Source organism: Pseudomonas sp. MF09150, assembly GCF_059862355.1.
Genome location: NZ_JCBCUS010000001.1, coordinates 1,680,871 through 1,702,531 on the forward strand (window position 1 = coordinate 1,680,871; position 21,661 = coordinate 1,702,531).

Below are 21,661 nucleotides of genomic sequence, written 5' to 3' on the forward strand. Positions count from 1 at the left end.
GTTACAGGGTCGAATGTAGGGTCGATTCCTCAGGCACAGGTCAGGTCAATAACGGCATCGCAGGTCTGCGCCTGCTCAGCTACTCGATAACAACATCACTATCAGCAATCGTGGCGAGGGAGCTTGCTCCCGCTGGGTGGCGTAGCCGCCCGTAAGGCGGCCCATGCGTTGCAGCAGGTAAATCGCGTGCTCAGGTTTTACGACCGCTGCGCGGCCGAGCGGGAGCAAGCTCCCTCGCCACGGCAAGCTCCCCCATCCAAACTCCTCTGCTCTTAGAAACTGTCGCCCGGCACCCGCACCCAGCCTTCCATCAGCACCCGGGCGCTGCGGCTCATGATGGCCTTGACCACCGTCCACTCGCCATTGGCCTGGCTGGCTTCGGCGCCGACCCGCAGGGTGCCCGAGGGGTGGCCGAAACGCACCGCGCTGCGCGCACCGCCACCGGCCGCGAGATTGACCAGGGTGCCGGGGATCGCTGCCGCCGTGCCGATGGCCACTGCCGCAGTGCCCATCATCGCGTGGTGCAGCTTGCCCATGGACAACGCCCGCACCAGCAAGTCGACATCACCGACTTTGACCGCCTTGCCGCTGGACGCGGTGTAGTCGGCCGGCGGCGCGACAAAAGCCACCTTGGGTGTGTGCTGGCGCGTAGCGGCTTGATCCAGGTGCTGGATCAGCCCCATGCGCAGGGCGCCGTGGGCGCGGATGGTCTCGAACATCGCCAGCGCCTTGGGATCGCCGTTGATCTGGCCCTGCAGTTCGGTGCCCTGGTAACCCAGGTCTTGCGCATTGATAAAGATGGTCGGGATCCCGGCGTTGATCATGGTCGCCTTGAACGTGCCGACACCCGGCACTTCGAGGTCGTCAACCAGGTTGCCGGTGGGGAACATCGAACCGCCCGCGCCCTCTTCCTCGGCCGCCGGGTCCATGAACTCCAATTGCACTTCGGCGGCGGGAAAGGTCACGCCGTCGAGTTCAAAATCACCGGTTTCCTGTACCGCACCTTCGGTGATCGGCACGTGGGCGATGATGGTCTTGCCGATGTTGGCCTGCCAGATACGCACCACGGCCACGCCGTTTTGCGGCACCCGGGCTGCGTCCACCAGCCCGCTGCTGATGGCGAAGGAACCGACCGCCGCCGACAGGTTGCCGCAGTTGCCGCTCCAGTCGACGAAGGGCTTGTCGATGGCGACCTGGCCGAACAGGTAATCGACGTCGTGATCGGCCTTGATGCTTTTCGACAGAATCACCGTCTTGCTGGTGCTGGAGGTCGCCGCGCCCATGCCGTCAATCTGCTTGTCGTACGGGTCGGGGCTGCCGATCACCCGCAGCAGCAACGCATCACGGGCCGCGCCGGGCAACTGCGCCGCTTCGGGCAGATCCTGCAGGTTGAAGAACACACCTTTGCTGGTGCCGCCGCGCATGTAGGTGGCGGGAATCTTGATTTGCGGTACGAAAGCCATGGAAATCTGGTCCTGATAAGGCCGGGGGCGCGACCTTGCAGTCGGCCCCCGGCGCGCCACTTAGGCCGTAGCCGATTCGAGGAAATCCTGGGCAAAGCGCTGCAACACGCCGCCCGCCTCATAGATCGATACTTCTTCTGCGGTGTCGAGACGGCAGGTAACCGGAACTTCCAGTCGCTCGCCGTCATGCCGGTTGATCACCAGGGTCAGGGTCGCGCGCGGCGTGCGCTCGCCGATCACGTCGAAGGTCTCGGTGCCGTCGATGCCCAGGGTCTTGCGGTTGGTACCCGGCAGGAACTCCAGCGGCAACACGCCCATGCCCACCAGGTTGGTGCGGTGGATACGCTCGAAACCTTCGGCGGCAATCGCCTCGACCCCCGCCAGGCGCACACCCTTGGCCGCCCAGTCGCGGGACGAACCCTGGCCGTAGTCGGCGCCGGCGATGATGATCAGCGGCTGCTTGCGCTGCATGTAGGTTTCAATGGCTTCCCACATCCGCGTGACCTGGCCTTCGGGCTCGATCCGCGCCAGGGAACCCTGCTTGACCTTGCCGTTTTCCTGGACCATTTCATTGAACAGTTTGGGGTTGGCAAAGGTCGCGCGCTGGGCGGTCAGGTGGTCGCCACGGTGGGTGGCGTAGGAGTTGAAGTCCTCTTCCGGCAGGCCCATTTTCGCCAGGTACTCGCCAGCGGCGCTGTCGAGCATGATGGCGTTGGACGGCGACAGGTGGTCGGTGGTGATGTTGTCCGGCAGCACCGCCAGCGGGCGCATGCCGCTCAGGCTGCGCGCGCCGGCCAGGGCCCCTTCCCAATACGGCGGGCGCCGAATGTAGGTGCTCATCTCGCGCCAGTCGTACAGCGGCTCGACCTTGGGCCCGGTGTCTTCGTGGATGGCGAACATCGGGATGTACACCTGGCGGAACTGCTCCGGCTTGACCGAGGCCTTGACCACCGCGTCGATCTCTTCATCGCTGGGCCAGATGTCCTTGAGTCGCACTTCGTTGCCCTGGGTGTCCAGGCCCAGCACGTCCTTCTCGATATCGAAGCGGATGGTGCCGGCAATCGCATAGGCCACCACCAGCGGCGGCGAGGCGAGGAATGCCTGCTTGGCGTACGGGTGGATGCGCCCGTCGAAGTTGCGGTTGCCCGAGAGCACCGCCGTGGCATACAGGTCGCGGTCGATGATCTCTTGCTGGATCACCGGGTCCAGGGCCCCGGACATGCCGTTGCAGGTGGTGCAGGCAAAGGCCACCACGCCGAATCCCAACTGCTCCAGTTCCTTGGTCAGGCCGGCTTCGTCCAGGTACAGGGCCACGGTTTTCGAGCCCGGCGCCAGGGACGACTTGACCCAGGGCTTGCGGGTCAGGCCCAGCTTGTTGGCGTTGCGCGCGATCAGGCCGGCGGCGATCACGTTGCGCGGGTTGCTGGTGTTGGTGCAACTGGTGATGGCGGCGATGATCACCGCGCCGTCGGGCATCTGCCCCGGTACGTCATCCCACTGGCCGGCAATGCCCTTGGCTGCCAGGTCGCTGGTGGCCACCCGTGCATGGGGGTTGCTGGGCCCGGCCATGTTGCGCACCACCGAAGACAGGTCGAACTGCAGGCCACGCTCATAACGCGCGGTCTTCAGACTCTCGGCCCAGAGGCCGGTGTGCCTGGCGTAACTTTCCACCAGTTGCACCTGCTGCTCTTCGCGGCCGGTGAGTTTCAGGTAGTCGATGGTTTGCTGGTCAATGTAGAACATCGCTGCAGTGGCGCCGTATTCCGGGGCCATGTTGGAGATGGTCGCGCGGTCGCCCAGGGTCAGGGCCGACGCACCTTCACCAAAGAATTCGAGCCAGGCGCCCACCACCTTCTGCTGCCGCAGGAACTCGGTCAGCGCCAGCACCATGTCGGTGGCGGTGATGCCTGGTTGCAGCTTGCCGGTCAGCTCGACGCCGATGATTTCCGGCAGGCGCATCCACGACGCTCGCCCAAGCATCACGCTCTCGGCTTCCAGGCCGCCAACGCCAATCGCGATCACCCCCAGGGCATCCACGTGAGGGGTATGGCTGTCGGTGCCGACGCAGGTATCAGGGAAGGCCACGCCATCGCGCACCTGGATCACCGGGGACATTTTCTCCAGGTTGATCTGGTGCATGATGCCGTTGCCCGGCGGGATCACGTCGACGTTCTTGAACGCCTTCTTGGTCCAGTTGATGAAGTGGAAACGGTCTTCGTTGCGCCGGTCTTCGATGGCGCGGTTCTTCTCGAACGCCTCGGGATCGAAGCCGCCGCGCTCGACCGCCAGGGAATGGTCGACGATCAACTGGGTCGGCACCACCGGATTGACCAGCGCCGGGTCACCGCCCTGGTCGGCGATCGCGTCGCGCAGGCCGGCCAGGTCCACCAGCGCGGTCTGGCCGAGAATGTCGTGGCACACCACCCGCGCGGGGTACCAGGGGAAGTCGAGGTCGCTCTTGCGTTCGATCAGTTGGCGCAGCGAAGCGCTCAAGGTTGCCGGATCGCAGCGGCGTACCAGGTTTTCCGCCAGCACCCGCGAGGTGTACGGCAGGCTGTCATAGGCGCCGGGGGCGATCTGATCGACCGCCGCGCGGGTGTCGAAATAATCCAGGCGGCTGCCGGGCAGCGTTTTGCGAAATTCAGTGTTCATCGTCAGGACTCGGTCACGGTAGTTTCAAAGGAAGCGTGCGGCGCTGCATGGAATGGAAGCCTGCCCCCACGGGACTCCCGGCTCATTCAATATCAGCGCCGACACGCTGCCGGTCAGCGACGCTCGATTGGCACGAACTTGCGCTGTTCAACGCCGATGTATTCGGCGCTTGGACGGATGATGCGGTTGTTGGCCCGCTGCTCGAACACGTGGGCGGCCCAGCCGGTCAGGCGCGAGCAGACAAAGATCGGCGTGAACAGCTTGGTCGGGATGCCCATGAAGTGGTACGCCGAGGCATGGTAGAAGTCGGCGTTGGGGAACAGCTTCTTCTGCTCCCACATGGTCTTGTCGATGGCTTCGGAGACCGGGAACAGCACCTTGTCGCCTACTTCGTCGGCGAGCTTTTTCGACCAGCCCTTGATCACCTCGTTGCGCGGATCGTTGTCCTTATAGATCGCGTGACCGAAGCCCATGATCTTGTCCTTGCGCTCGAGCATGCCGAGGGTGCCCTCGACCGCGGCCTGTGGCGAGCTGAAGCGTTCGATCATCTCCATCGCCGCTTCGTTGGCGCCGCCGTGCAGCGGGCCGCGCAGCGAGCCGATGGCCGCGGTGACGCAGGAATACAGGTCGGACAGGGTCGAGGCGCAGACCCGGGCGGTGAAGGTCGAGGCGTTGAATTCGTGCTCGGCGTAGAGGATCAGCGACACGTTCATGACCTTGACGTGCAACTCGCTAGGCTTCTTGCCATGCAGCAGGTGCAGGAAGTGGCCGCCGATGGAGGGCTCGTCACTCACGCAATCGATGCGTTTTGCATCGTGGCTGAAGCGGTACCAGTAGCACATGATCGCCGGGAATGCGGCCAGCAGGCGGTCGGTGACATCGTGCTGTGCGCTGAAGTCCTTCTCAGGCTCGATATTGCCCAGGAACGAGCAGCCGGTACGCATCACGTCCATCGGGTGGGCGTCGGCCGGGATCCGCTCCAGCACTTCCTTCAGCGCCTGGGGCAGGTCGCGCAGCTTGCCCAGCTTGGCCTGGTAATCCGCCAGTTGGGCCTTGGTGGGCAGTTCGCCGTACAGCAACAGGTAGGCCACTTCTTCGAACTGGGCATCCGCCGCCAGTTCACGCACGTCATAGCCGCGATAGGTCAGGCCGGCGCCCGCCTGGCCCACGGTGGACAGTGCGGTCTGCCCGGCAACCTGGCCACGCAGGCCCGCGCCACTCAATACTTTTGCTTCGGCCATTGCTCTCTCCAATCTTGAATTTGTTAGGGACTTGGCAACTTCATCAACGGTTTGTTCGTGGTTGGCTAATCAACCTTTTTTCTGTGCAAACAGCGCATCGAGTTTTTGCTCGAAGACGTGGTAGTCGATGCGGTCGTACAGCTCCATGCGGGTTTGCATGGTGTCGATCACGTTCTGCTGGGTGCCATCGCGACGGATCGCGGTGAAGACGTTTTCCGCCGCCTTGTTCATGGCGCGGAAGGCCGACAGCGGGTACAGCACCAGGGACACGCCCACGGAGCCGAGCTGCTCGGTGGTGTAGAGCGGGGTCGCGCCGAATTCGGTGATATTGGCCAGGATCGGCGCCTTTACCCGATCGGCAAAAATCCGGTACATCTCGAGTTCGGTGATGGCTTCCGGAAACACCATGTCGGCGCCGGCTTCGATGCAGGCGGCGGCGCGATCCAGGGCCGATTCCAGGCCTTCGACCGCCAGGGCGTCGGTGCGCGCCATGATCACGAAGCTGTCATCGGTGCGCGCATCGACGGCGGCCTTGATGCGGTCGACCATTTCCTGCTGCGAGACAATTTCCTTGTTTGGGCGATGGCCGCAGCGCTTGGCGCCAACCTGGTCTTCGATATGGATCGCCGCCGCGCCGAACTTGATCATCGACTTGACGGTGCGAGCCACGTTGAACGCCGAGGAACCGAAGCCGGTGTCCACGTCCACCAGCAATGGCAGGTCGCAGACGTCGGTGATGCGGCGCACGTCGGTCAACACATCATCCAGGCCGGTGATGCCCAGGTCCGGCACGCCCAGGGAGCCGGCAGCCACCCCGCCACCCGATAGGTAGATGGCCTTGAAACCGGCGCGCTGGGCCAGCAGGGCGTGGTTGGCGTTGATGGTGCCGACCACTTGCAAGGGGTGCTCGCTGGCGACCGCCTCACGGAAACGCTGGCCTGGAGTGCTTTTGTTAGTGGAGCTCATGACTCACCTCTCTAGGGCGCGGACTCTGGAAAGTGACGCGCAATGTTGCGTTTGGAGGCGCCGATATGTCGGCGCATCAGTAACTCGGCCAATTCACCGTCGCGGTCGGCGATGGCATCGAGAATCCGGTGGTGCTCGGCGAACGCCTGGCGCGGCCGATTGGGCGTGGCGGAAAACTGGATGCGGTACATCCGCACCAGTTGATACAGCTCGCCACAGAGCATTTGCGTGAGGGTGCGGTTGCCGGCGCCCTGGATGATCCGATAGTGGAAGTCGAAATCCCCTTCCTGCTGGTAGTAGCCGACGCCGGCCTGGAATGCCGCATCGCGCTCGTGGGTGTCGAGCACCCGGCGCAGCTCGTCGATTTCCTCGGTGGTCATGCGCTCCGCCGCCAGGCGGCAGGCCATGCCTTCCAGGGATTCACGGATTTCGTAGAGTTCGATCAGCTCGGCGTGGCTCAGGGACACCACCCGCGCGCCAACGTGGGGCACCCTTACCAGCAGGCGCTGCCCTTCGAGGCGATGGATGGCTTCGCGCAACGGGCCGCGGCTGATGCCGTAGGTGCGTGCCAGCTCGGGTTCGGAGATCTTGCTGCCGGGGGCGATCTCGCCCTTGACGATCGCCGCCTGGATGCGCCGGAAAACGTTCTCGGACAAGGTCTCGGAATCGTCCTGAAGCAGAACCGGGGGATCGAGTTGATCCAGCATATTGTCGACACCTTTGAAATCAATGTGACAAAAACTAGCCAATTACCCCATTACAGTCAAAGGAAAAATAGACATTGTCGACAATCGTCTAATAACCCTTTGCACCAAAACAACTCAAATGGCCCGCCCCCGGCGCTGGCGCCATAAAACCAGCGTGCTAGAATGCCGCCCGCATTTGCCTGTCATCTTTATATGGCAGGCACACGAGGGAGTTTGCGCAGCAATGCCAGTCGCCTTGAACTGAAGAACCCATGCGACACATCAGGATTTATGAGACTCAAGGCCTTTTCCCTATTGCTCTGCCTCTTGTGCCTGCCCGGCGTGAGCGCTGCCGCCGAAAAGACCGTATACGGTCTCAATGAATACGCAAGGCTGGCCGGTATCGACCTGGAAGTCGCGGCCAAGCTCGACACCGGGGCCAAAACCGCCTCCCTCAGCGCCCGCGACATCAAACGCTTCAAGCGTAATGGCGAGTCCTGGGTGCGTTTCTACCTGGCCATCGATGCCGCCCATTCCCACCCGATCGAACGGCCGCTGGCTCGGGTCAGCAAGATCAAGCGCCGCGCCGGCGACATCGATCCCGAAGACGACAAGAAATACACCTCGCGCCCGGTCATTACCCTTGATGTGTGCATGGGCACGGCCCTGCGCAGCATAGAAGTGAACTTGACCGACCGCAGTGCATTCCAATACCCGCTGCTGATCGGCTCCGAAGCCCTGAAACGCTTCGACGCGCTGGTCGACCCCAGTCTTAAATACGCTGCTGGCAAACCCGCCTGCGCCATCGACGTTCAAACCGCAGAGTAATTCCAATGCGCTCTCTTACCCTTCATCTGAAAGTCCTGATCGCCATCCTGGTGGTGTTGGGTATCTCGATCACGGCCTACCAGATTTTCGTGCTCGGTATTCCGGTGACCGAAGACGCCACCGACGACCTGTGGAACATCGACGCCAAGGTCGAGTTTGTCGCCAACGCCAAGGACCCGATCAAGATCCAGATGTTCGTGCCGCCCCTGAGCCGCGATTACGTCAGCCTCAACGAAAGCTTTATCTCCAACAACTACGGGGTCGCGGTGAACCGCGTCGATGGCAACCGCAAGGTCACCTGGTCGGCGCGCCGGGCCAAGGGCAACCAGACCCTGTACTACCGCCTGGTGCTGACCAAGCGCTACACCGGCGAGAAAGCCAAGGTCAAAGGCCCGACCTTCCGTGACAGCATTGCCGTCGAAGGCCCGGAAAAGATCGCTGCCGAAGCCCTGCTCGCACCTATTCGCCAGCACTCGGCCGACGTCGAGACTTTCATCGGCGAAGCCATCAAGCGGGTCAACAACCTCAACGACGACAACGTGAAACTGCTGCTGGCCGGCGACCCGTCCACCCCGCACAAGGCCAAGATCGTCGAACTGCTGCTGTCCATCGCCCACGTACCGATCGAAAAGGTGCACACCATCCGCCTGGTGGCCGACCAGCCGCAAACTCCGGAGCTGTGGCTGCGCAGCTTCAATGGCAACGATTGGCTGTACTTCAACCCGGAAACCGGTGAACAAGGCCTGCCCACCGACCGCCTGCTGTGGTGGACCGGCGACGACAACCTGATCACCGTCGATGGCGGCAAGAAAGCCAACGTCACCTTCAGCCTCAACAACAGCGAAATGAACGCCATTCGCCTGGCCAAGCTGACCGACGAGAACACCGACGCCAACTTCCTCGAGTATTCGCTGTACGGCCTGCCGCTGCAGACCCAGCAGACCTTCATGATCATGGTGATGATCCCGATTGGCGTGCTGGTGATCCTGATCCTGCGCAACCTGATCGGCCTGCAGACCTTGGGCACCTTCACTCCCGTGCTGATTGCCCTGGCCTTCCGCGAGACCCAGTTGGGCTTTGGCATCGTGCTGTTTACGGTGATTACGGCGCTCGGGCTATCACTGCGCTCCTACCTCGAACACCTGAAGTTGCAGATGCTGCCGCGGCTGTCGGTGGTGCTGACGTTCGTGGTGGTGCTGATTGCCGCCATCAGCCTGTTCAGCCACAAGCTGGGCCTGGAACGTGGGCTGTCGGTGGCGCTGTTCCCGATGGTGATCCTGACCATGACCATCGAGCGCCTGTCGATCACCTGGGAAGAGCGCGGTGGCGGCCATGCCATGAAAGTGGCGATCGGCACGCTGTTCGCAGCCTCCCTGGCGCACTTGATCATGAGCGTGCCGGAGCTTACGTACTTCGTCTTCACCTTCCCGGCGATCCTGCTGATCCTGGTGGGCTTCATGCTGGCCATGGGTCGCTATCGCGGCTACCGCCTGACCGAGCTCGTACGCTTCAAAGCCTTCGTCAAGGCTGACTCCTGATGTTCGGCCTGTGGAAGACCTGGAAAGCCCTGGAAGCGCGGGGAATCATGGGCATCAATCGGCGTAACGCCGATTACGTGCTCAAGTACAACAAGCGCAGCCTGTACCCGATCGTGGATGACAAGATCATCACCAAGGAACGGGCGATCAAGGCCGGCATCCATGTGCCGGAGCTGTACGGGGTGATCTCCACCGAGAAGGAAATCGACAAGCTCGACGAAATCATCGCCGGGCGCAGCGACTTCGTGATCAAGCCGGCCCAGGGCGCCGGCGGTGACGGCATCATCGTGATTGCCGACCGTTTCGAGGGCCGTTATCGCACGGTGTCGGGCAAGATCATCAGCCACGAGGAGATCGAGCACCATATCTCCAGCATTCTCACCGGCCTGTATTCCCTGGGCGGCCACCGCGATCGTGCACTGATCGAATACCGGGTGACCCCGGACCAGATCTTCAAGAGCATCAGCTACGAGGGTGTGCCGGACATCCGCATCATCGTGCTCATGGGCTACCCGGTAATGGCCATGCTGCGCCTGCCGACCCGCCAGTCCGGGGGCAAGGCCAACCTGCACCAGGGCGCCATCGGCGTCGGTGTCGACCTGGCCACCGGCCTGACCCTGCGCGGCACCTGGCTGAACAACATCATCACCAAGCACCCGGACACCACCAACGCGGTGGATGGCGTGCAACTGCCCTACTGGGACGGTTTCATGAAGCTCGCGGCGGGCTGCTACGAGCTGTGCGGCCTGGGTTACATCGGCGTGGACATGGTCCTGGACCAGGAAAAAGGCCCGCTGATCCTCGAACTCAACGCCCGCCCCGGCCTCAACATCCAGATCGCCAACGACTGTGGCCTGACCTTGCGCACCCATGCGGTCGAGGCGCGCCTGGAAGAGCTGAAGGCACGCGGCATCGAAGAAAGCGTCGAAGACCGGGTGAAATTCGCCCAGGAACTGTTCGGCCATATTCCGCCGGTCGAAGGCTAGGCCTGTCGGCGCGGCTACCGCTCTCTGTAGCCGCAGCCAAAGGCTCGGGCCGCGTCCGGACGCCGGCCGGCAAAGGCAGCGCAAAAATGTCACCCCCTCCTTAAACCACCGCACGCCGAATACGCCACGAACGCCGTAATCGCCGACATCCCTCTAGGAGCAACCCTGGCAGAGGACTACAATCGCCAGCCGCGCTTCGATGACTGATCTGCCCCGCATGCCAACCTGTTCCGTACACCCACTGCCCTACCGCGCCGACCCTGCCGCCTACTTTGCAGCGATTCAGCATGCCCCAGGGGCCGTGCTGCTCGACAGCGGCCGCCCGAGTGCCGAGCGCGGTCGCTACGACCTGCTCAGCGCCTGGCCCCTGGCTGAATTGACGGTGCAGGCCGGTGAAAGCGGGGCCGAGTTCCTGCAACGCCTGCGCAGCAGTCTCCAGCAACTGGGCCCGGCCGACCTTCCTGCCCCCTGCCAACTGCCCTTTGCCGGTGGCTTGATCGGCTACCTCAGCTACGACTTCGGCCGGCGCCTGGAGCGCCTGCCCAGCCAGGCCGGGGACGACCTGCATCTGCCGGACGCACGTCTTGGCCTGTACTCTTGGGCCCTGATCAGCGACCACCAGCAAGCCAGCAGCCAACTGGTGTTCCACCCCAGCCTCGGCGACGACCAGCGACAACGCTTGATCGACCTGTTCAGCCAAGCGCCATCCCCTACCGCGGACCGCTTCACCCTGACCAGCACCATGACCGCCGACCTCAGCGCCGAGGACTACCGCCAGGCGTTCCAGCGTATCCAGCAGTACATCCAGGCCGGCGATTGTTACCAGGTCAACTTTGCCCAACGCTTTCGCGCCGGATGCCAGGGCGACCCCTGGAGCGCTTACCGCGCACTGCGCCTGGCCTGCCCGACGCCGTTCTCGGGTTTTCAGCGCCTGCCTGATGGCGGCGCGGTGCTCAGCCTGTCGCCGGAGCGCTTTGTCAAAGTCAGCCAGGGCCAGGTCGAGACCCGCCCGATCAAAGGCACCCGACCCCGCGGCCAGGACGCCAGCGAAGACGCGGCCAATGCCGCCGAACTGCTGGCCAGCCCCAAGGACCGCGCGGAAAACCTGATGATCGTCGACCTGCTGCGCAATGACCTGGGGCGCACCTGCCGGCTCGGCTCGGTGCGCGTTCCGGAGCTGTTCAGCCTCGAGAGCTACCCCAATGTGCATCACCTGGTGAGCAGCGTTACCGGTGAGCTGGCCACGGGCAAAGATGCCCTGGACCTGATTGCCGGCAGCTTCCCGGGCGGCTCGATCACCGGCGCGCCGAAGATCCGCTCGATGCAGATCATCGACGAGCTGGAGCCGACCCGGCGCGGCCTGTATTGCGGTTCATTGCTGTACCTGGACGTACGCGGGGAAATGGACAGCTCGATCGCCATCCGCAGCCTGCTGGTCAAGGACGGGCAGGTGTGCTGCTGGGGCGGCGGCGGAATAGTCGCCGATTCGGATTGCGAGGAGGAATACCAGGAGTCCATCACCAAGGTCCGAGTCCTGCTGGAAACCCTGCAAAACCTTTGAATTCGGCAGCCGCTAAACGCCGTGGGGTGTCAGGTGGATAAATATTGCCAGAGATCGCCAGCGCCGCCTGCGGCAGCAGCTACACCGTTGTAGCCGCTGCCGTAGGCGACGCTGGCCGGGACAGACGCCGGAATTCCCTCGGCGATTACAGACTCAGCGCCCGATTCGAGGCCTTGATGAACTCCTGCTTCAACTCGGCAAAAGTGTGCACGGCCGGGAATTGCGGGAACTCGCGGATCACATTGTCCGGTGCATGGAACAGAATCCCCGCATCCGCCTCGCCCAGCATGGTGGTGTCGTTGTACGAATCCCCCGCGGCAATCACCCGGTAGTACAGACTCTTGAACGCCAGCACCGATTGACGCTTGGGGTCTTTCTGGCGCAGTTGATAGCTGCTGACCCGCCCTGTGTCATCCGTGATCAGACGGTGGCAGAGCAGCGTCGGGAAGCCCAGTTGGCGCATCAACGGCTGCGAGAACTCGTAAAAAGTGTCAGAGAGAATCACCACCTGAAACCGCTCGCGCAGCCAGTTGACGAACTCCACTGCGCCGTCGAGCGGCTTGAGGGTGGCGATCACTTCCTGGATGTCGGACAGCTTCAGGCCGTGCTCGTCGAGAATCCGCAGGCGCTGCTTCATCAACACGTCGTAATCGGGAATATCCCGCGTGGTTGCCTTGAGGGATTCAATCCCGGTTTTTTCGGCAAAGGCGATCCAGATTTCCGGGACCAGCACACCTTCCAGATCGAGACAGGCAATTTCCACAAGACACTCCCATTTGTATTGGTTATTAAGTTGAGCGAGCAAAAGGACTGGCGAACTCTAGCGATTCGCCCTGAGAGGTGCAACGCAGAGGAGCGCGCCAGGGCCGGCCGGTTTTTGTTAAGATCGCCCCCCTATAGAGCGCACAGCGCCACCGACCTGTAGGAAAACGCCCTGATGAGCCAACCGTTCGACGTCGCTGAACTCGCCGCGACCTATGCCAACAAGTCCCCCCAGGACATCCTCAAGCTGGCATTTGCCCATTTCGGCGATGACCTGTGGATCTCCTTCAGCGGCGCCGAAGACGTGGTGCTGGTGGACATGGCCTGGAAACTCAACAAGAACGTCAAAGTCTTCAGCCTCGACACCGGGCGCCTGCACCCGGAGACCTATCGCTTCATCGATCAGGTGCGTGAGCACTACAAGATCGAGATCGAACTGATTTCGCCGGACCACAGCAAGCTCGAACCCTTCGTCAAGGAAAAGGGCCTGTTCAGCTTCTACAAGGACGGTCACGGCGAATGCTGCGGCATCCGCAAGATCGAGCCCCTGCGGCGCAAACTGTCCACCGTCAGCGCCTGGGCCACCGGCCAGCGCCGCGACCAGAGCCCGGGTACCCGCAGCCAGGTGGCGGCACTGGAACTCGACGGCGCGTTCTCGACCCCGGAGCGCCCGCTGTACAAGTTCAACCCGCTGGCCCAGATGAGCAGTGAAGAAGTCTGGGGTTACATCCGCATGCTCGAACTGCCCTACAACAGCCTGCACGAGCGCGGCTTCATCAGCATCGGCTGTGAACCCTGCACCCGCCCGGTACTGCCTAACCAGCACGAGCGCGAAGGCCGTTGGTGGTGGGAAGAAGCCACGCAAAAAGAGTGCGGCCTGCACGCCGGCAATATCATCAGCAAGGCCTGATTCACACGGCGGCGCCGGCCCTGAAAAGAGCCGGCGACCCAGGCCCGCGAGAGCGCCGCCCGCCCCCTCCGCAACGCCCCCTCTCCCCCTGGCCGCCGCGAACGCGCTAAACACCGGCCATGTTGCGGAGCGCCCACGGCCAAAATCCTGTACACACTCGATGTCACCATCCGTGTCATTCCTGTATGCACTTCACAATAAACCGCCCATAAAAGTTACATCCAACGCTTTATTAAAAATAAGGCTGATGGCTGTATGACGACTTATAAAAATAAATAGCTGTTCAATTGGTCAACTTATAACTGTTCAAATTCATAAAGTTATAAATAGAACAGATAAAAAGGAAATTAAAACCCGGCGATATAGATAAATATCTGGCACAGAAGTGGCTTAAGTGAATTCGTGTTTTGTATACAATTATCACAAAACATACATACATTTTATATCCGCAAGCCTGTCCAGCGAGCCAGGCTGCAGATGCCCCGAACCCAGTGACTTACGGGGCCTTGCGACGAAGATTGTCGAGCATGAGCTCAAGCACAGTCATCGCGGGCCTCGCAGTCAGGAGCCTGCCGGAATGCGTACAAATACCTCTAACAACATCGCACTCGAACTGCCCTCCTCGCGCCCCTCGACCTACCCTGACCCGTCCCCTGGAGCATTGCCGGCCCTGAGCCCGCGCCTGCACAACAAAGACCTGGCGCCCACCAGAATCGAAGGCCGGCGTTGGGGTCGCTACAGCATCTTTGCCCTGTGGACCAACGATGTGCACAACATCGCCAACTACTCCTTCGCCATCGGGCTCTACGCCCTGGGCCTGGGCGGCTGGCAGATCCTGCTGTCGCTGGGGATCGGCGCGGCGCTGGTGTACTTCTTCATGAACCTCTCCGGCTACATGGGGCAAAAGACCGGTGTGCCCTTCCCGGTGATCAGCCGCATCAGTTTCGGTATCCACGGCGCGCAGATTCCGGCGCTGATCCGAGCGGTCATCGCCATTGCCTGGTTCGGCATCCAGACCTACCTGGCGTCGGTGGTCTTTCGCGTGTTGCTGATCGCCATCCACCCGGGGTTTGCCGAGTATGACCAACAGCTGATCCTCGGCCTGTCGGGCCTGGGTTGGGCCTGCTTCGTGGTGATCTGGCTGGTGCAGTTGGTGATTCTGGCCTACGGCATGGAAATGGTCCGGCGCTATGAAGGGTTTGCCGGGCCGGTGATTCTGCTGACCGTCGCCGCCCTGGCCCTCTGGATGTACACCCAGGCCGACGCGCGCATTGCCTGGTCGATCCGCGAGCCCCTGAGCGGCGGCGAGATGTGGCGCCAGATCTTTGCCGGTGGCGCGTTGTGGCTGGCGATCTACGGCACCCTGATTCTCAACTTCTGCGACTTCGCCCGCTCGTCGCCCTGCCGCAGGACCATCCTGGTGGGCAACTTCTGGGGCCTGCCGGTGAACATCCTGGTGTTTGCCGTCATTACCGTGGTGCTCTGCGGCGCGCAGTTCCAGATCAACGGACGGGTGATTGAAAGCCCCACCGAAATCATTGCCTCGATTCCCAACACCGGGTTCCTGGTCCTGGGTTGCCTGGCCTTCCTGATTGTCACCGTGGCGGTGAACATCATGGCCAACTTCGTCGCCCCGGCCTTCGTCCTCAGCAACCTGGCGCCCAAGTACCTGACCTTCCGCCGCGCCGGGCTGATCAGCGCCGCCATCGCGGTCCTGATCCTGCCGTGGAACCTCTACAACAGCCCGCTGGTGATCGTGTACTTCCTGTCCGGGCTCGGCGCCCTGCTGGGGCCGCTGTACGGCGTGATCATGGTCGACTACTGGCTGGTGCGCAAAGGCCGGATCAACGTGCCCGAGCTCTACAGTGAAGACCCGCAAGGCGCGTACTTCTATAGCCGCGGGGTCAACCTCAGGGCCGTGGCGGCCTTCGTTCCCGCCGCGCTGATCGCCATTGTCCTGGCGCTGGTACCGGGGTTTGCCAGCGTCTCGCCCTTCTCCTGGCTGTTTGGCGCCGGGATCGCCGCCCTGCTGTACCTGCTGATCGCCCGGCGCGAGGCCTTTTACGCCGACATCAGCGGCGAATCCATCGCGGTCGACAACGTCAGCCACTGACCGCTAGCCGGTCGTCACCACGGCCCCCTTGAAGCAAACGTGCAAGGAATGTTCATGCGTATTCTCGTGATCAACGTCAACACCACCGACTCCATCACCCAGGCCATCGCCCGCCAGGCCCAAAGCGTGGCGGCCCCCGGCACCGAGATCGTCGGCCTGACCCCGTACTTCGGCGCCGAATCGGTCGAAGGCAATTTCGAAAGCTACCTGGCTGCCATCGCGGTGATGGACCGGGTACTGGCCTACGACCAGCCCTATGACGCGGTGATCCAGGCCGGCTATGGCGAACACGGCCGCGAAGGCCTGCAGGAACTGCTCAATGTGCCAGTGGTGGACATCACCGACGCCGCCGCCAGTACAGCGATGTTCCTGGGCCACGCCTACTCGGTGGTGACCACCCTGGACCGCACCGTGCCGCTGATCGAAGACCGGCTCAAGCTCTCCGGCCTCTACGACCGTTGCGCCTCGGTACGGGCCAGCGGCCTGGCGGTACTGGAGCTGGAACAGGACCCACAGCGCGCGGTGCAGGCCATCGTGCGCCAGGCGGAGCTGGCGGTCAGCGAAGACAAGGCCGAGGTCATCTGTCTGGGTTGCGGCGGCATGGCCGGTCTCGACGAGCAGATTCGCCAGCGCACCGGCGTGCCCGTGGTGGATGGGGTAACGGCGGCGGTGACCATTGCCGAGTCCCTGGTGCGGCTCGGGCTGTCCACCTCCAAGGTGCGCACCTACGCCACGCCGCGCCCCAAGACCATTGTCGGCTGGCCGCTGCGCTTCGGGCGCTGAGTGGCATGACGCTTGGGCCGGCCCCGGCTACGGGGCCGGCCATCACACCGCGCTGAATGCCTGCGCCAACCCCTGCTCGGCGAACTGCTCAAGCACAAAGTCGACAAAGGCCCGGGTCTTGCCCGGCAGCAGCTTGTGCTCGGCGTAATAGATCGAGGTAAAGCCGTCATCCACGTACCAGTCCGGCAACACCCGCTGCAAGGCACCGGAACGCAGGTAGTTGACGGCAAACGGCATGCTGACCAGCGCCACCCCCAAACCCTGAGCGGCCGCAATGCACGCCGCCTGGGAGTCGCTCATGGTCATGCCGGCCTTGAGCTCCAGAGGCTGCATGGCCCCGGCTCGCCCGGTCAGTTGCCAGGTGCGGATTCGTCCGGTCTGTGGCGAGCGAATCAGGATCCCCCGGCAATGGTGCAGGTCCTCGGGCTGGTCAATGGCTGCGCAGCCTTGCAGGTAACCCGCACTGGCCACCAGCACGCGATGGGCCGGTGACAATTTGCGCGCGACGACCCCCTGGGGCAACTCGAAGCCACCGCCGATGGCCGCATCGAAGCCCTGGCCGATCAGATCCACCTGCCGATTGTCAAAATGCCAGTCCGGGTGGATTTCCGGGTAACGCTGCAGAAACTCCCCCAGCATCGGCACGATGTACAGACAGCCAAAGACCGTGCCCACACTGACCTTGAGCGTACCGGCCGGACGCCCTTGGGCATTGGCCAAGGTACTCACGGCATTCTGGATGGTCTGCAGGCTGTCGCTGACTTCAGCAAGAAACAGGCGCCCGGCTTCGGTCAGCGTCAGGCGCCGGGTGCTGCGCTGGAACAATCTGACCCCAAGCCGGGCTTCCAGCTTGGCTACACTCTTGCCGACCGCGGCGGGGGTCAGGCCCAGCCGCCGTGCAGCTTCGGCAAAACTCCCGACTTCGGCACTGCGGACAAAACATTCGATGCTGCTGAAGGCTTCCATTAGCGGCGACTCTAAACTTTTGGTTTACACAGAGTATAGGGATTACCCGCTACACAGCTGCTAATCAGCGGTCGATACTCGGCTCCATTCACAAGGCAACCCGCCTTGAACTTCAGGAGAACGACATGAACACCTCATCCCTCAACGGCAAAGTGGCCCTGATCCAGGGCGGTTCCCGCGGCATCGGCGCCGCCATCGTCAAACGCCTGGCCGCCGAAGGCGCAGTGGTTGCCTTCACCTACGTCAGCTCGACCGCCAAGGCTGAAGAGCTGCAGAACGCGATCATTGCCAGTGGCGGCAAGGCCCTGGCGATCAAGGCCGACAGCGCCGATGCAGCCGCCATTCGCCAGGCTGTCAACCACACCGTCGAGACCTTTGGCCGCCTGGACATCCTGGTCAACAACGCCGGCGTGCTGGCAGTAGCACCTCTGGAGGATTTCAAACTCGAAGATTTCGACCAGACCCTGGCCATCAACGTGCGCAGCGTGTTTATCGCCACCCAGGAAGCCGCCCGCCACATGGGCCAGGGCGGGCGCATCATCAACATCGGCAGCACCAACGCCGATCGCATGCCCTTCGCCGGCGGCGGCCCGTATGCCATGAGCAAGGCCGCGCTGGTGGGCCTGACCAAAGGCCTGGCCCGCGACTTGGGTCCGCGAGGCATCACCATCAATAACGTGCAACCCGGCCCGGTAGACACCGACATGAACCCGGCCGACAGCGATTTCGCCGAATCCCTGATGGGCTACATGGCGGTCGGCCGCTACGGCAAGGTCGAAGAGATCGCCAGTTTCGTCGCCTACCTGGCCGGCCCTGAAGCGGCCTACATCACCGGGGCCAGCCTGACCATCGACGGTGGTTTCGGCGCCTGATCCGCCAGCCACACAAAAACGCCGGGCAACCCTGTCATCAGGTTGCCCGGCGCTTTGCTGTCACGCGGTCACGCGGCGTTGATCGGTGTCACGCCCATTGCAGCGAAGGCAAGCCGCAGGCGCCGGGCTGGAACGCTTTCAGCGAACGGATAATGGCATCGGCATGGGCATAGCGCTCATCAGCCATGGCCGGGTCCGGTACCGCAATCGCGGTCATGCCGGCGGCCTTGGCGGCGGTCACGCCAAACGGCGAATCCTCGAACACCAGGCAATCTTGCGGCGCCACCCCCAGTCGCCGAGCGGCGGTGAGGAAGATATCCGGCGCCGGCTTGGCCGCGCCAACCTCGGGGTCATCGGCAGTGACCACGGTGTCGAACAGGGCGAACCAGTCCGTATGCAGCGTGGTTTTCTGGCCGAAGGACTGGCGTGACGAACTGGTGCCCACGGCAATCGGCACCTTATGCGCCTTCAGATGCTGCACCAGCTCCCGGGCGCCCGGCATGGCCAGGGCACGGGGGAAACGCTCGCGCATCAGCGGTTCGCGGATGACCAGGAACTCCTCGGCGCTGATCGGCAGCTCCAGTGCTTCGACCACATAGCGCGCCAGGTCACCGGCGCCACGGCCAATGATGTTCTGTTTGATGCTCCAGTCGAACGTGCGACCGTAGCGATCGGCAATCAGCTGGGTGACCTCGGTGTAAATGCCCTCGGTGTCCAGCAGCAACCCATCCATATCGAAAATAACGGCCTTGATCGGGCCCAATTCATTCAACCGTGCATTCATCGCGTCTGCTCCGTTAACAAAAAACATCCGGGGAGCGGCTCAGGTACGCCCAGTTTTTTGCTCGATTAATGGGTTCAGCAGCATAGCGGCGTGCACGGGCCAGGGGCAACGGGCAGTGATTCTCGGGCGCGGTGAAAAGCGCCACAGAGGGCGGCGCGACGGGCGGCTCAACGCCAAGGGCGGGGGCGAATCTCAGTAACTGTCGTCGGGATCCGGCTCGTCGTCTTCATCCAGCGCTTCGTCGGCGTCGTTGAGTGGCACCTGCGCATCATCCATCAGCGAACCCGGATCTTCGTTGCCCGGATCGTTGATAAAGGGCAGTCCGCTTGGGCCTTTCTCTTCATTGCCTGCAGTTTCGGGGGTCATGGCAGTCTCGATTTTCGCGGGGGAGGTAAAATTTCGAATCGAAAAACCGCAAAACGTTCAACCCTAAAAAAGCCCGGCAAATTGCCGGGCTTTTCAACGACCGCTGATGCTCAACGATGTTTGTGCTTGTGACCCTTGTTACCCATGCTGCTGCCCAGCGCGCCACCGGCTGCGCCACCCAGGCCGGCACCGATATTCGAACCGGTACTGCCGCCCAGCTTGCTGCCGATGACCGAACCGCCCGCCGATCCGATACCGCCGCCTACCGCAGCCTGGACCCGGCTACCCTTGCGCGCGCCCACGGCACTGCCGGCCGCACCCGCTACACCGGCGCCGATCGCCGCGCCAGTGCTGCCACCCATCTGCTGGCCGACCACATTACCCAAGACGCCACCCAGGCCGCCGCCAATCGCCGCAGTGCCATCGCCAGCCATCGCACCTTGAGCGACCAGAAGCCCTACAACCAGAGCAGGCAGTGTTAAACGCATGACATAAACCTCAAAAAAAGAAGATCGAAGACCCACGTGCAGATCGGAATGGGGCGCACGACAGAGCGCCCCACACCTGATATCGCGTGAGTTGGACAGCTTATACACAAAGAGTTTTAAGACAGGCAAAAAAAAGCCCGCTGGGGTAACGGGCCAATGGATTGCTTTCTAACGGATGAGCTGAGCCTACTGCCCCGGATGTGAAGATTATGTGAAAAAAACGCCGCCGCCCTATCCCACACGATTCAACCCGCCGCAGCCCCTCCCCAACCCGCCCAATAAAAAGCCCCGCTGGCTGGCGGGGCTCAATCAACACTCGAGTCATTTGCGCAACGGCAGCGCCTTGGGGAAAAACTTCGCTCCACCGACCTTCAACGGAGCACGCGACGGGCTCCTGCCCGCCACAACCTTGGCCAGGGATTCACCCGCGTCCACATCAAACGCTGCCTGACCGCAGCGCACCAGATTGTTGATGGGGAACTCATCCCCGTTGTCCTCGATATAAGGAACACTCATAAGCCCAGCTCCTATCAACAACCAGCCAGCACCGGCAAGCACCTGATTGCCTTGGAAATACTGACCATCACGGCGCTTCAGACTAGCTGGTCATTTACAGACCTGCCCGTTCAGAGGCACAAGGCACCGACGAACGGCCGCGGGCTTTTGTCGCAGGCCACTCAACCAGCAATCCCTGACAGGACCCGCTGCAACAGCAACTCGGTCGGCAGCGCACCGTCGACCCGCAGCCAGGGCAGCGGCAACTGATCGAGCCAGCGCTCATGTCGCGGTCGATTGCGTCCGGCCCGGCTGCCCGACTCATAGCTTTCGGCCCAGGCGAGGAACGCCAGGTGATTCTCATGCATGTCCCCGCCCGGAAGAATGCGCTCACCGTGACACTGCAATTCCCGCGCCTTGATCCGCTCAATACGCAGCGCCGTCGGCGTGTCGACAAACACCACCCAGTCAACGCCTTGAATCACCTCGTCGCCCCAGCCATCCAGGGAACCGGAAAGCACCCAGTCACCCTCAGCCAGAACCCCACGAAGCAGACTCACACGTTCCAACACAGGGCGCGCCTGCACAAAGGGTGGCTCAGTCGGGTACCAGTAGTAATCATCGACATCCACATGCGCCACCCCAAGCCTCGCCGCCAACGCGGCACCCAGGGTGCTGACGCCGGCACCGGATGCACCGCTGATGTAAATCCGCCTCCCCATCTTCAGGACTCCCTTGCCCAATCCGAGATTCGCCCAGCCACCGAGGTCATCAATGCCGCAGGCGGGTGAATTTTCAAATGCCAGAAACCACAAAACCCCTGGCTTCTCAAGGAAACCAGGGGTTTTGTGTACATCGAATATGGCGGTTGAGGAGGGATTCGAACCCTCGATACAGTTTCCTGTATACACACTTTCCAGGCGTGCTCCTTAAGCCTCTCGGACACCCAACCGTGTCTCGTCAAACTGATTCAGTCTGTCGAGGCGCGCTAATGTAGTCGAAAGCTTTTCCGATGGCAAAGGTTTTTTTGAGAATTTTCATGCGCTTAAGGCACTTCTGCAGATTGCCGGGCTCAGGACTGGGATTGGGCCATGGCAAACCGGCCAATCTCTGGCCTGGCGCCCCTCTATATAGAAGGGGTGATGCACGGTCTGTGTGGCCGGCTAGGCTTGTCGAGCGCTGAAAGGCTGACTCATCAGTC

20 protein-coding genes and 1 tRNA gene are annotated in these 21,661 nt (G+C 62.5%); 8 read left to right on the forward strand and 13 right to left on the reverse strand.

Going from position 1 to position 21,661, the window contains the following annotated elements:
• Positions 1-272: 272 nt before the first annotated feature.
• From prpF to AC19YX_RS07515, 5 genes are all read right to left on the reverse strand, one after another.
• Positions 273-1,463, reverse strand: a complete 1,191-nt coding sequence (gene prpF / locus AC19YX_RS07495; RefSeq protein WP_500606003.1) for a 2-methylaconitate cis-trans isomerase PrpF — start codon at positions 1,461-1,463, stop codon at positions 273-275.
• Between the two features lie 60 nt (positions 1,464-1,523).
• Positions 1,524-4,115: a Fe/S-dependent 2-methylisocitrate dehydratase AcnD gene (acnD, locus tag AC19YX_RS07500; RefSeq protein ID WP_500606004.1), complete on the reverse strand. Its 2,592-nt coding sequence runs from the start codon at positions 4,113-4,115 to the stop codon at positions 1,524-1,526.
• Between the two features lie 113 nt (positions 4,116-4,228).
• Entirely contained in the window at positions 4,229-5,356 is a 1,128-nt protein-coding gene (gene prpC / locus AC19YX_RS07505; protein ID WP_078471140.1) for a bifunctional 2-methylcitrate synthase/citrate synthase, read from the reverse strand.
• A gap of 69 nt (positions 5,357-5,425) precedes the next feature.
• On the reverse strand, positions 5,426-6,322 hold the full coding sequence (gene prpB, locus AC19YX_RS07510) for a methylisocitrate lyase (RefSeq protein ID WP_020300339.1): 897 nt from the start codon (positions 6,320-6,322) through the stop codon (positions 5,426-5,428).
• Positions 6,323-6,333: 11 nt separating this feature from the next.
• Positions 6,334-7,029: a GntR family transcriptional regulator gene (locus tag AC19YX_RS07515; protein ID WP_078471138.1), complete on the reverse strand. Its 696-nt coding sequence runs from the start codon at positions 7,027-7,029 to the stop codon at positions 6,334-6,336.
• Between the two features lie 270 nt (positions 7,030-7,299).
• On the opposite strand from AC19YX_RS07515, the gene rloA reads away from it, so the two are divergent.
• The 4 genes from rloA (at position 7,300) to pabB (ending at position 11,921) form a co-directional block, all read left to right on the forward strand.
• Positions 7,300-7,836 (forward strand): retropepsin-like aspartic peptidase RloA, encoded by a 537-nt coding sequence (gene rloA, locus AC19YX_RS07520; RefSeq protein WP_020300337.1) that lies wholly within the window; start codon positions 7,300-7,302, stop codon positions 7,834-7,836.
• A 5-nt stretch (positions 7,837-7,841) separates the two neighbouring features.
• The gene (gene rloB / locus AC19YX_RS07525) at positions 7,842-9,374 is read left to right on the forward strand and encodes an osmotic stress tolerance membrane protein RloB (protein WP_020300336.1); all 1,533 of its coding nucleotides are present in this window, start codon (positions 7,842-7,844) and stop codon (positions 9,372-9,374) included.
• The gene (locus AC19YX_RS07530; protein ID WP_020300335.1) at positions 9,374-10,360 is read left to right on the forward strand and encodes an alpha-L-glutamate ligase-like protein; all 987 of its coding nucleotides are present in this window, start codon (positions 9,374-9,376) and stop codon (positions 10,358-10,360) included. The genes rloB and AC19YX_RS07530 overlap by 1 nt, the downstream gene beginning before the upstream one ends.
• Positions 10,361-10,577: 217 nt before the next feature.
• Positions 10,578-11,921 (forward strand): aminodeoxychorismate synthase component I, encoded by a 1,344-nt coding sequence (gene pabB, locus AC19YX_RS07535; protein WP_500606005.1) that lies wholly within the window; start codon positions 10,578-10,580, stop codon positions 11,919-11,921.
• A gap of 145 nt (positions 11,922-12,066) precedes the next feature.
• On the opposite strand, the gene thrH is transcribed toward pabB, so the two are convergent.
• Positions 12,067-12,684, reverse strand: coding sequence for a bifunctional phosphoserine phosphatase/homoserine phosphotransferase ThrH (gene thrH / locus AC19YX_RS07540; RefSeq protein WP_020300333.1), 618 nt, complete (start codon positions 12,682-12,684; stop codon positions 12,067-12,069).
• A 174-nt stretch (positions 12,685-12,858) separates the two neighbouring features.
• Between thrH and AC19YX_RS07545 the strand changes: the two genes are divergently transcribed.
• From AC19YX_RS07545 to AC19YX_RS07555, 3 genes are all read left to right on the forward strand, one after another.
• Complete coding sequence (locus AC19YX_RS07545) at positions 12,859-13,593, forward strand: phosphoadenylyl-sulfate reductase (protein ID WP_020300332.1); 735 nt, start codon at positions 12,859-12,861, stop codon at positions 13,591-13,593.
• 577 nt (positions 13,594-14,170) lie between these two features.
• Positions 14,171-15,706 carry an NCS1 family nucleobase:cation symporter-1 gene (locus AC19YX_RS07550; protein ID WP_421547546.1) on the forward strand — a complete coding sequence of 512 codons (1,536 nt, stop codon included), beginning with the start codon at positions 14,171-14,173 and terminating at the stop codon, positions 15,704-15,706.
• 54 nt (positions 15,707-15,760) lie between these two features.
• On the forward strand, positions 15,761-16,489 hold the full coding sequence (locus AC19YX_RS07555) for an aspartate/glutamate racemase family protein (RefSeq protein WP_078471135.1): 729 nt from the start codon (positions 15,761-15,763) through the stop codon (positions 16,487-16,489).
• Positions 16,490-16,531: 42 nt separating this feature from the next.
• Here the strand turns inward: AC19YX_RS07555 and AC19YX_RS07560 are convergent, their stop codons facing one another.
• Positions 16,532-17,455 (reverse strand): LysR family transcriptional regulator, encoded by a 924-nt coding sequence (locus AC19YX_RS07560; RefSeq protein ID WP_078471134.1) that lies wholly within the window; start codon positions 17,453-17,455, stop codon positions 16,532-16,534.
• Between the two features lie 125 nt (positions 17,456-17,580).
• Between AC19YX_RS07560 and AC19YX_RS07565 the strand changes: the two genes are divergently transcribed.
• Entirely contained in the window at positions 17,581-18,327 is a 747-nt protein-coding gene (locus AC19YX_RS07565) for a 3-oxoacyl-ACP reductase family protein (protein ID WP_500606006.1), read from the forward strand.
• An 88-nt stretch (positions 18,328-18,415) separates the two neighbouring features.
• Here AC19YX_RS07565 and AC19YX_RS07570 read toward each other — a convergent pair whose 3' ends face one another.
• From AC19YX_RS07570 to AC19YX_RS07595, 6 genes are all read right to left on the reverse strand, one after another.
• Entirely contained in the window at positions 18,416-19,111 is a 696-nt protein-coding gene (locus AC19YX_RS07570; protein ID WP_078471132.1) for an HAD-IA family hydrolase, read from the reverse strand.
• Positions 19,112-19,303: 192 nt separating this feature from the next.
• A complete protein-coding gene (locus AC19YX_RS07575; RefSeq protein ID WP_178102954.1) occupies positions 19,304-19,477 on the reverse strand; it encodes a hypothetical protein in 174 nt (57 codons plus the stop codon).
• A gap of 110 nt (positions 19,478-19,587) precedes the next feature.
• Positions 19,588-19,965, reverse strand: a complete 378-nt coding sequence (locus AC19YX_RS07580; protein WP_043230875.1) for a hypothetical protein — start codon at positions 19,963-19,965, stop codon at positions 19,588-19,590.
• A gap of 321 nt (positions 19,966-20,286) precedes the next feature.
• Complete coding sequence (locus AC19YX_RS07585) at positions 20,287-20,481, reverse strand: hypothetical protein (protein WP_078471131.1); 195 nt, start codon at positions 20,479-20,481, stop codon at positions 20,287-20,289.
• A 161-nt stretch (positions 20,482-20,642) separates the two neighbouring features.
• Complete coding sequence (locus AC19YX_RS07590; protein ID WP_500606007.1) at positions 20,643-21,182, reverse strand: P-loop NTPase family protein; 540 nt, start codon at positions 21,180-21,182, stop codon at positions 20,643-20,645.
• Positions 21,183-21,322: 140 nt separating this feature from the next.
• Positions 21,323-21,412: transfer RNA gene (locus tag AC19YX_RS07595), tRNA-Ser, on the reverse strand.
• Positions 21,413-21,661 lie beyond the last annotated feature (249 nt).

Excerpts from the sequence above, each read along its gene's own strand:
- AC19YX_RS07550 (WP_421547546.1), top strand. The coding sequence starts at position 14,171 with ATGCGTACAAATACCTCTAACAACATCGCACTCGAACTGCCCTCCTCG.
- rloB (WP_020300336.1), top strand. The coding sequence starts at position 7,842 with ATGCGCTCTCTTACCCTTCATCTGAAAGTCCTGATCGCCATCCTGGTG.
- AC19YX_RS07580 (WP_043230875.1), bottom strand. The coding sequence starts at position 19,965 with ATGCGTTTAACACTGCCTGCTCTGGTTGTAGGGCTTCTGGTCGCTCAA.
- AC19YX_RS07565 (WP_500606006.1), top strand. The coding sequence starts at position 17,581 with ATGAACACCTCATCCCTCAACGGCAAAGTGGCCCTGATCCAGGGCGGT.
- AC19YX_RS07585 (WP_078471131.1), bottom strand. The coding sequence starts at position 20,481 with ATGAGTGTTCCTTATATCGAGGACAACGGGGATGAGTTCCCCATCAAC.
- rloA (WP_020300337.1), top strand. The coding sequence starts at position 7,300 with ATGAGACTCAAGGCCTTTTCCCTATTGCTCTGCCTCTTGTGCCTGCCC.
- pabB (WP_500606005.1), top strand. The coding sequence starts at position 10,578 with ATGCCAACCTGTTCCGTACACCCACTGCCCTACCGCGCCGACCCTGCC.
- AC19YX_RS07590 (WP_500606007.1), bottom strand. The coding sequence starts at position 21,182 with ATGGGGAGGCGGATTTACATCAGCGGTGCATCCGGTGCCGGCGTCAGC.
- AC19YX_RS07515 (WP_078471138.1), bottom strand. The coding sequence starts at position 7,029 with ATGCTGGATCAACTCGATCCCCCGGTTCTGCTTCAGGACGATTCCGAG.
- AC19YX_RS07545 (WP_020300332.1), top strand. The coding sequence starts at position 12,859 with ATGAGCCAACCGTTCGACGTCGCTGAACTCGCCGCGACCTATGCCAAC.
- prpF (WP_500606003.1), bottom strand. The coding sequence starts at position 1,463 with ATGGCTTTCGTACCGCAAATCAAGATTCCCGCCACCTACATGCGCGGC.
- prpB (WP_020300339.1), bottom strand. The coding sequence starts at position 6,322 with ATGAGCTCCACTAACAAAAGCACTCCAGGCCAGCGTTTCCGTGAGGCG.
- AC19YX_RS07530 (WP_020300335.1), top strand. The coding sequence starts at position 9,374 with ATGTTCGGCCTGTGGAAGACCTGGAAAGCCCTGGAAGCGCGGGGAATC.
- AC19YX_RS07555 (WP_078471135.1), top strand. The coding sequence starts at position 15,761 with ATGCGTATTCTCGTGATCAACGTCAACACCACCGACTCCATCACCCAG.
- prpC (WP_078471140.1), bottom strand. The coding sequence starts at position 5,356 with ATGGCCGAAGCAAAAGTATTGAGTGGCGCGGGCCTGCGTGGCCAGGTT.
- AC19YX_RS07570 (WP_078471132.1), bottom strand. The coding sequence starts at position 19,111 with ATGAATGCACGGTTGAATGAATTGGGCCCGATCAAGGCCGTTATTTTC.
- acnD (WP_500606004.1), bottom strand. The coding sequence starts at position 4,115 with ATGAACACTGAATTTCGCAAAACGCTGCCCGGCAGCCGCCTGGATTAT.
- AC19YX_RS07560 (WP_078471134.1), bottom strand. The coding sequence starts at position 17,455 with ATGGAAGCCTTCAGCAGCATCGAATGTTTTGTCCGCAGTGCCGAAGTC.
- AC19YX_RS07575 (WP_178102954.1), bottom strand. The coding sequence starts at position 19,477 with ATGACCCCCGAAACTGCAGGCAATGAAGAGAAAGGCCCAAGCGGACTG.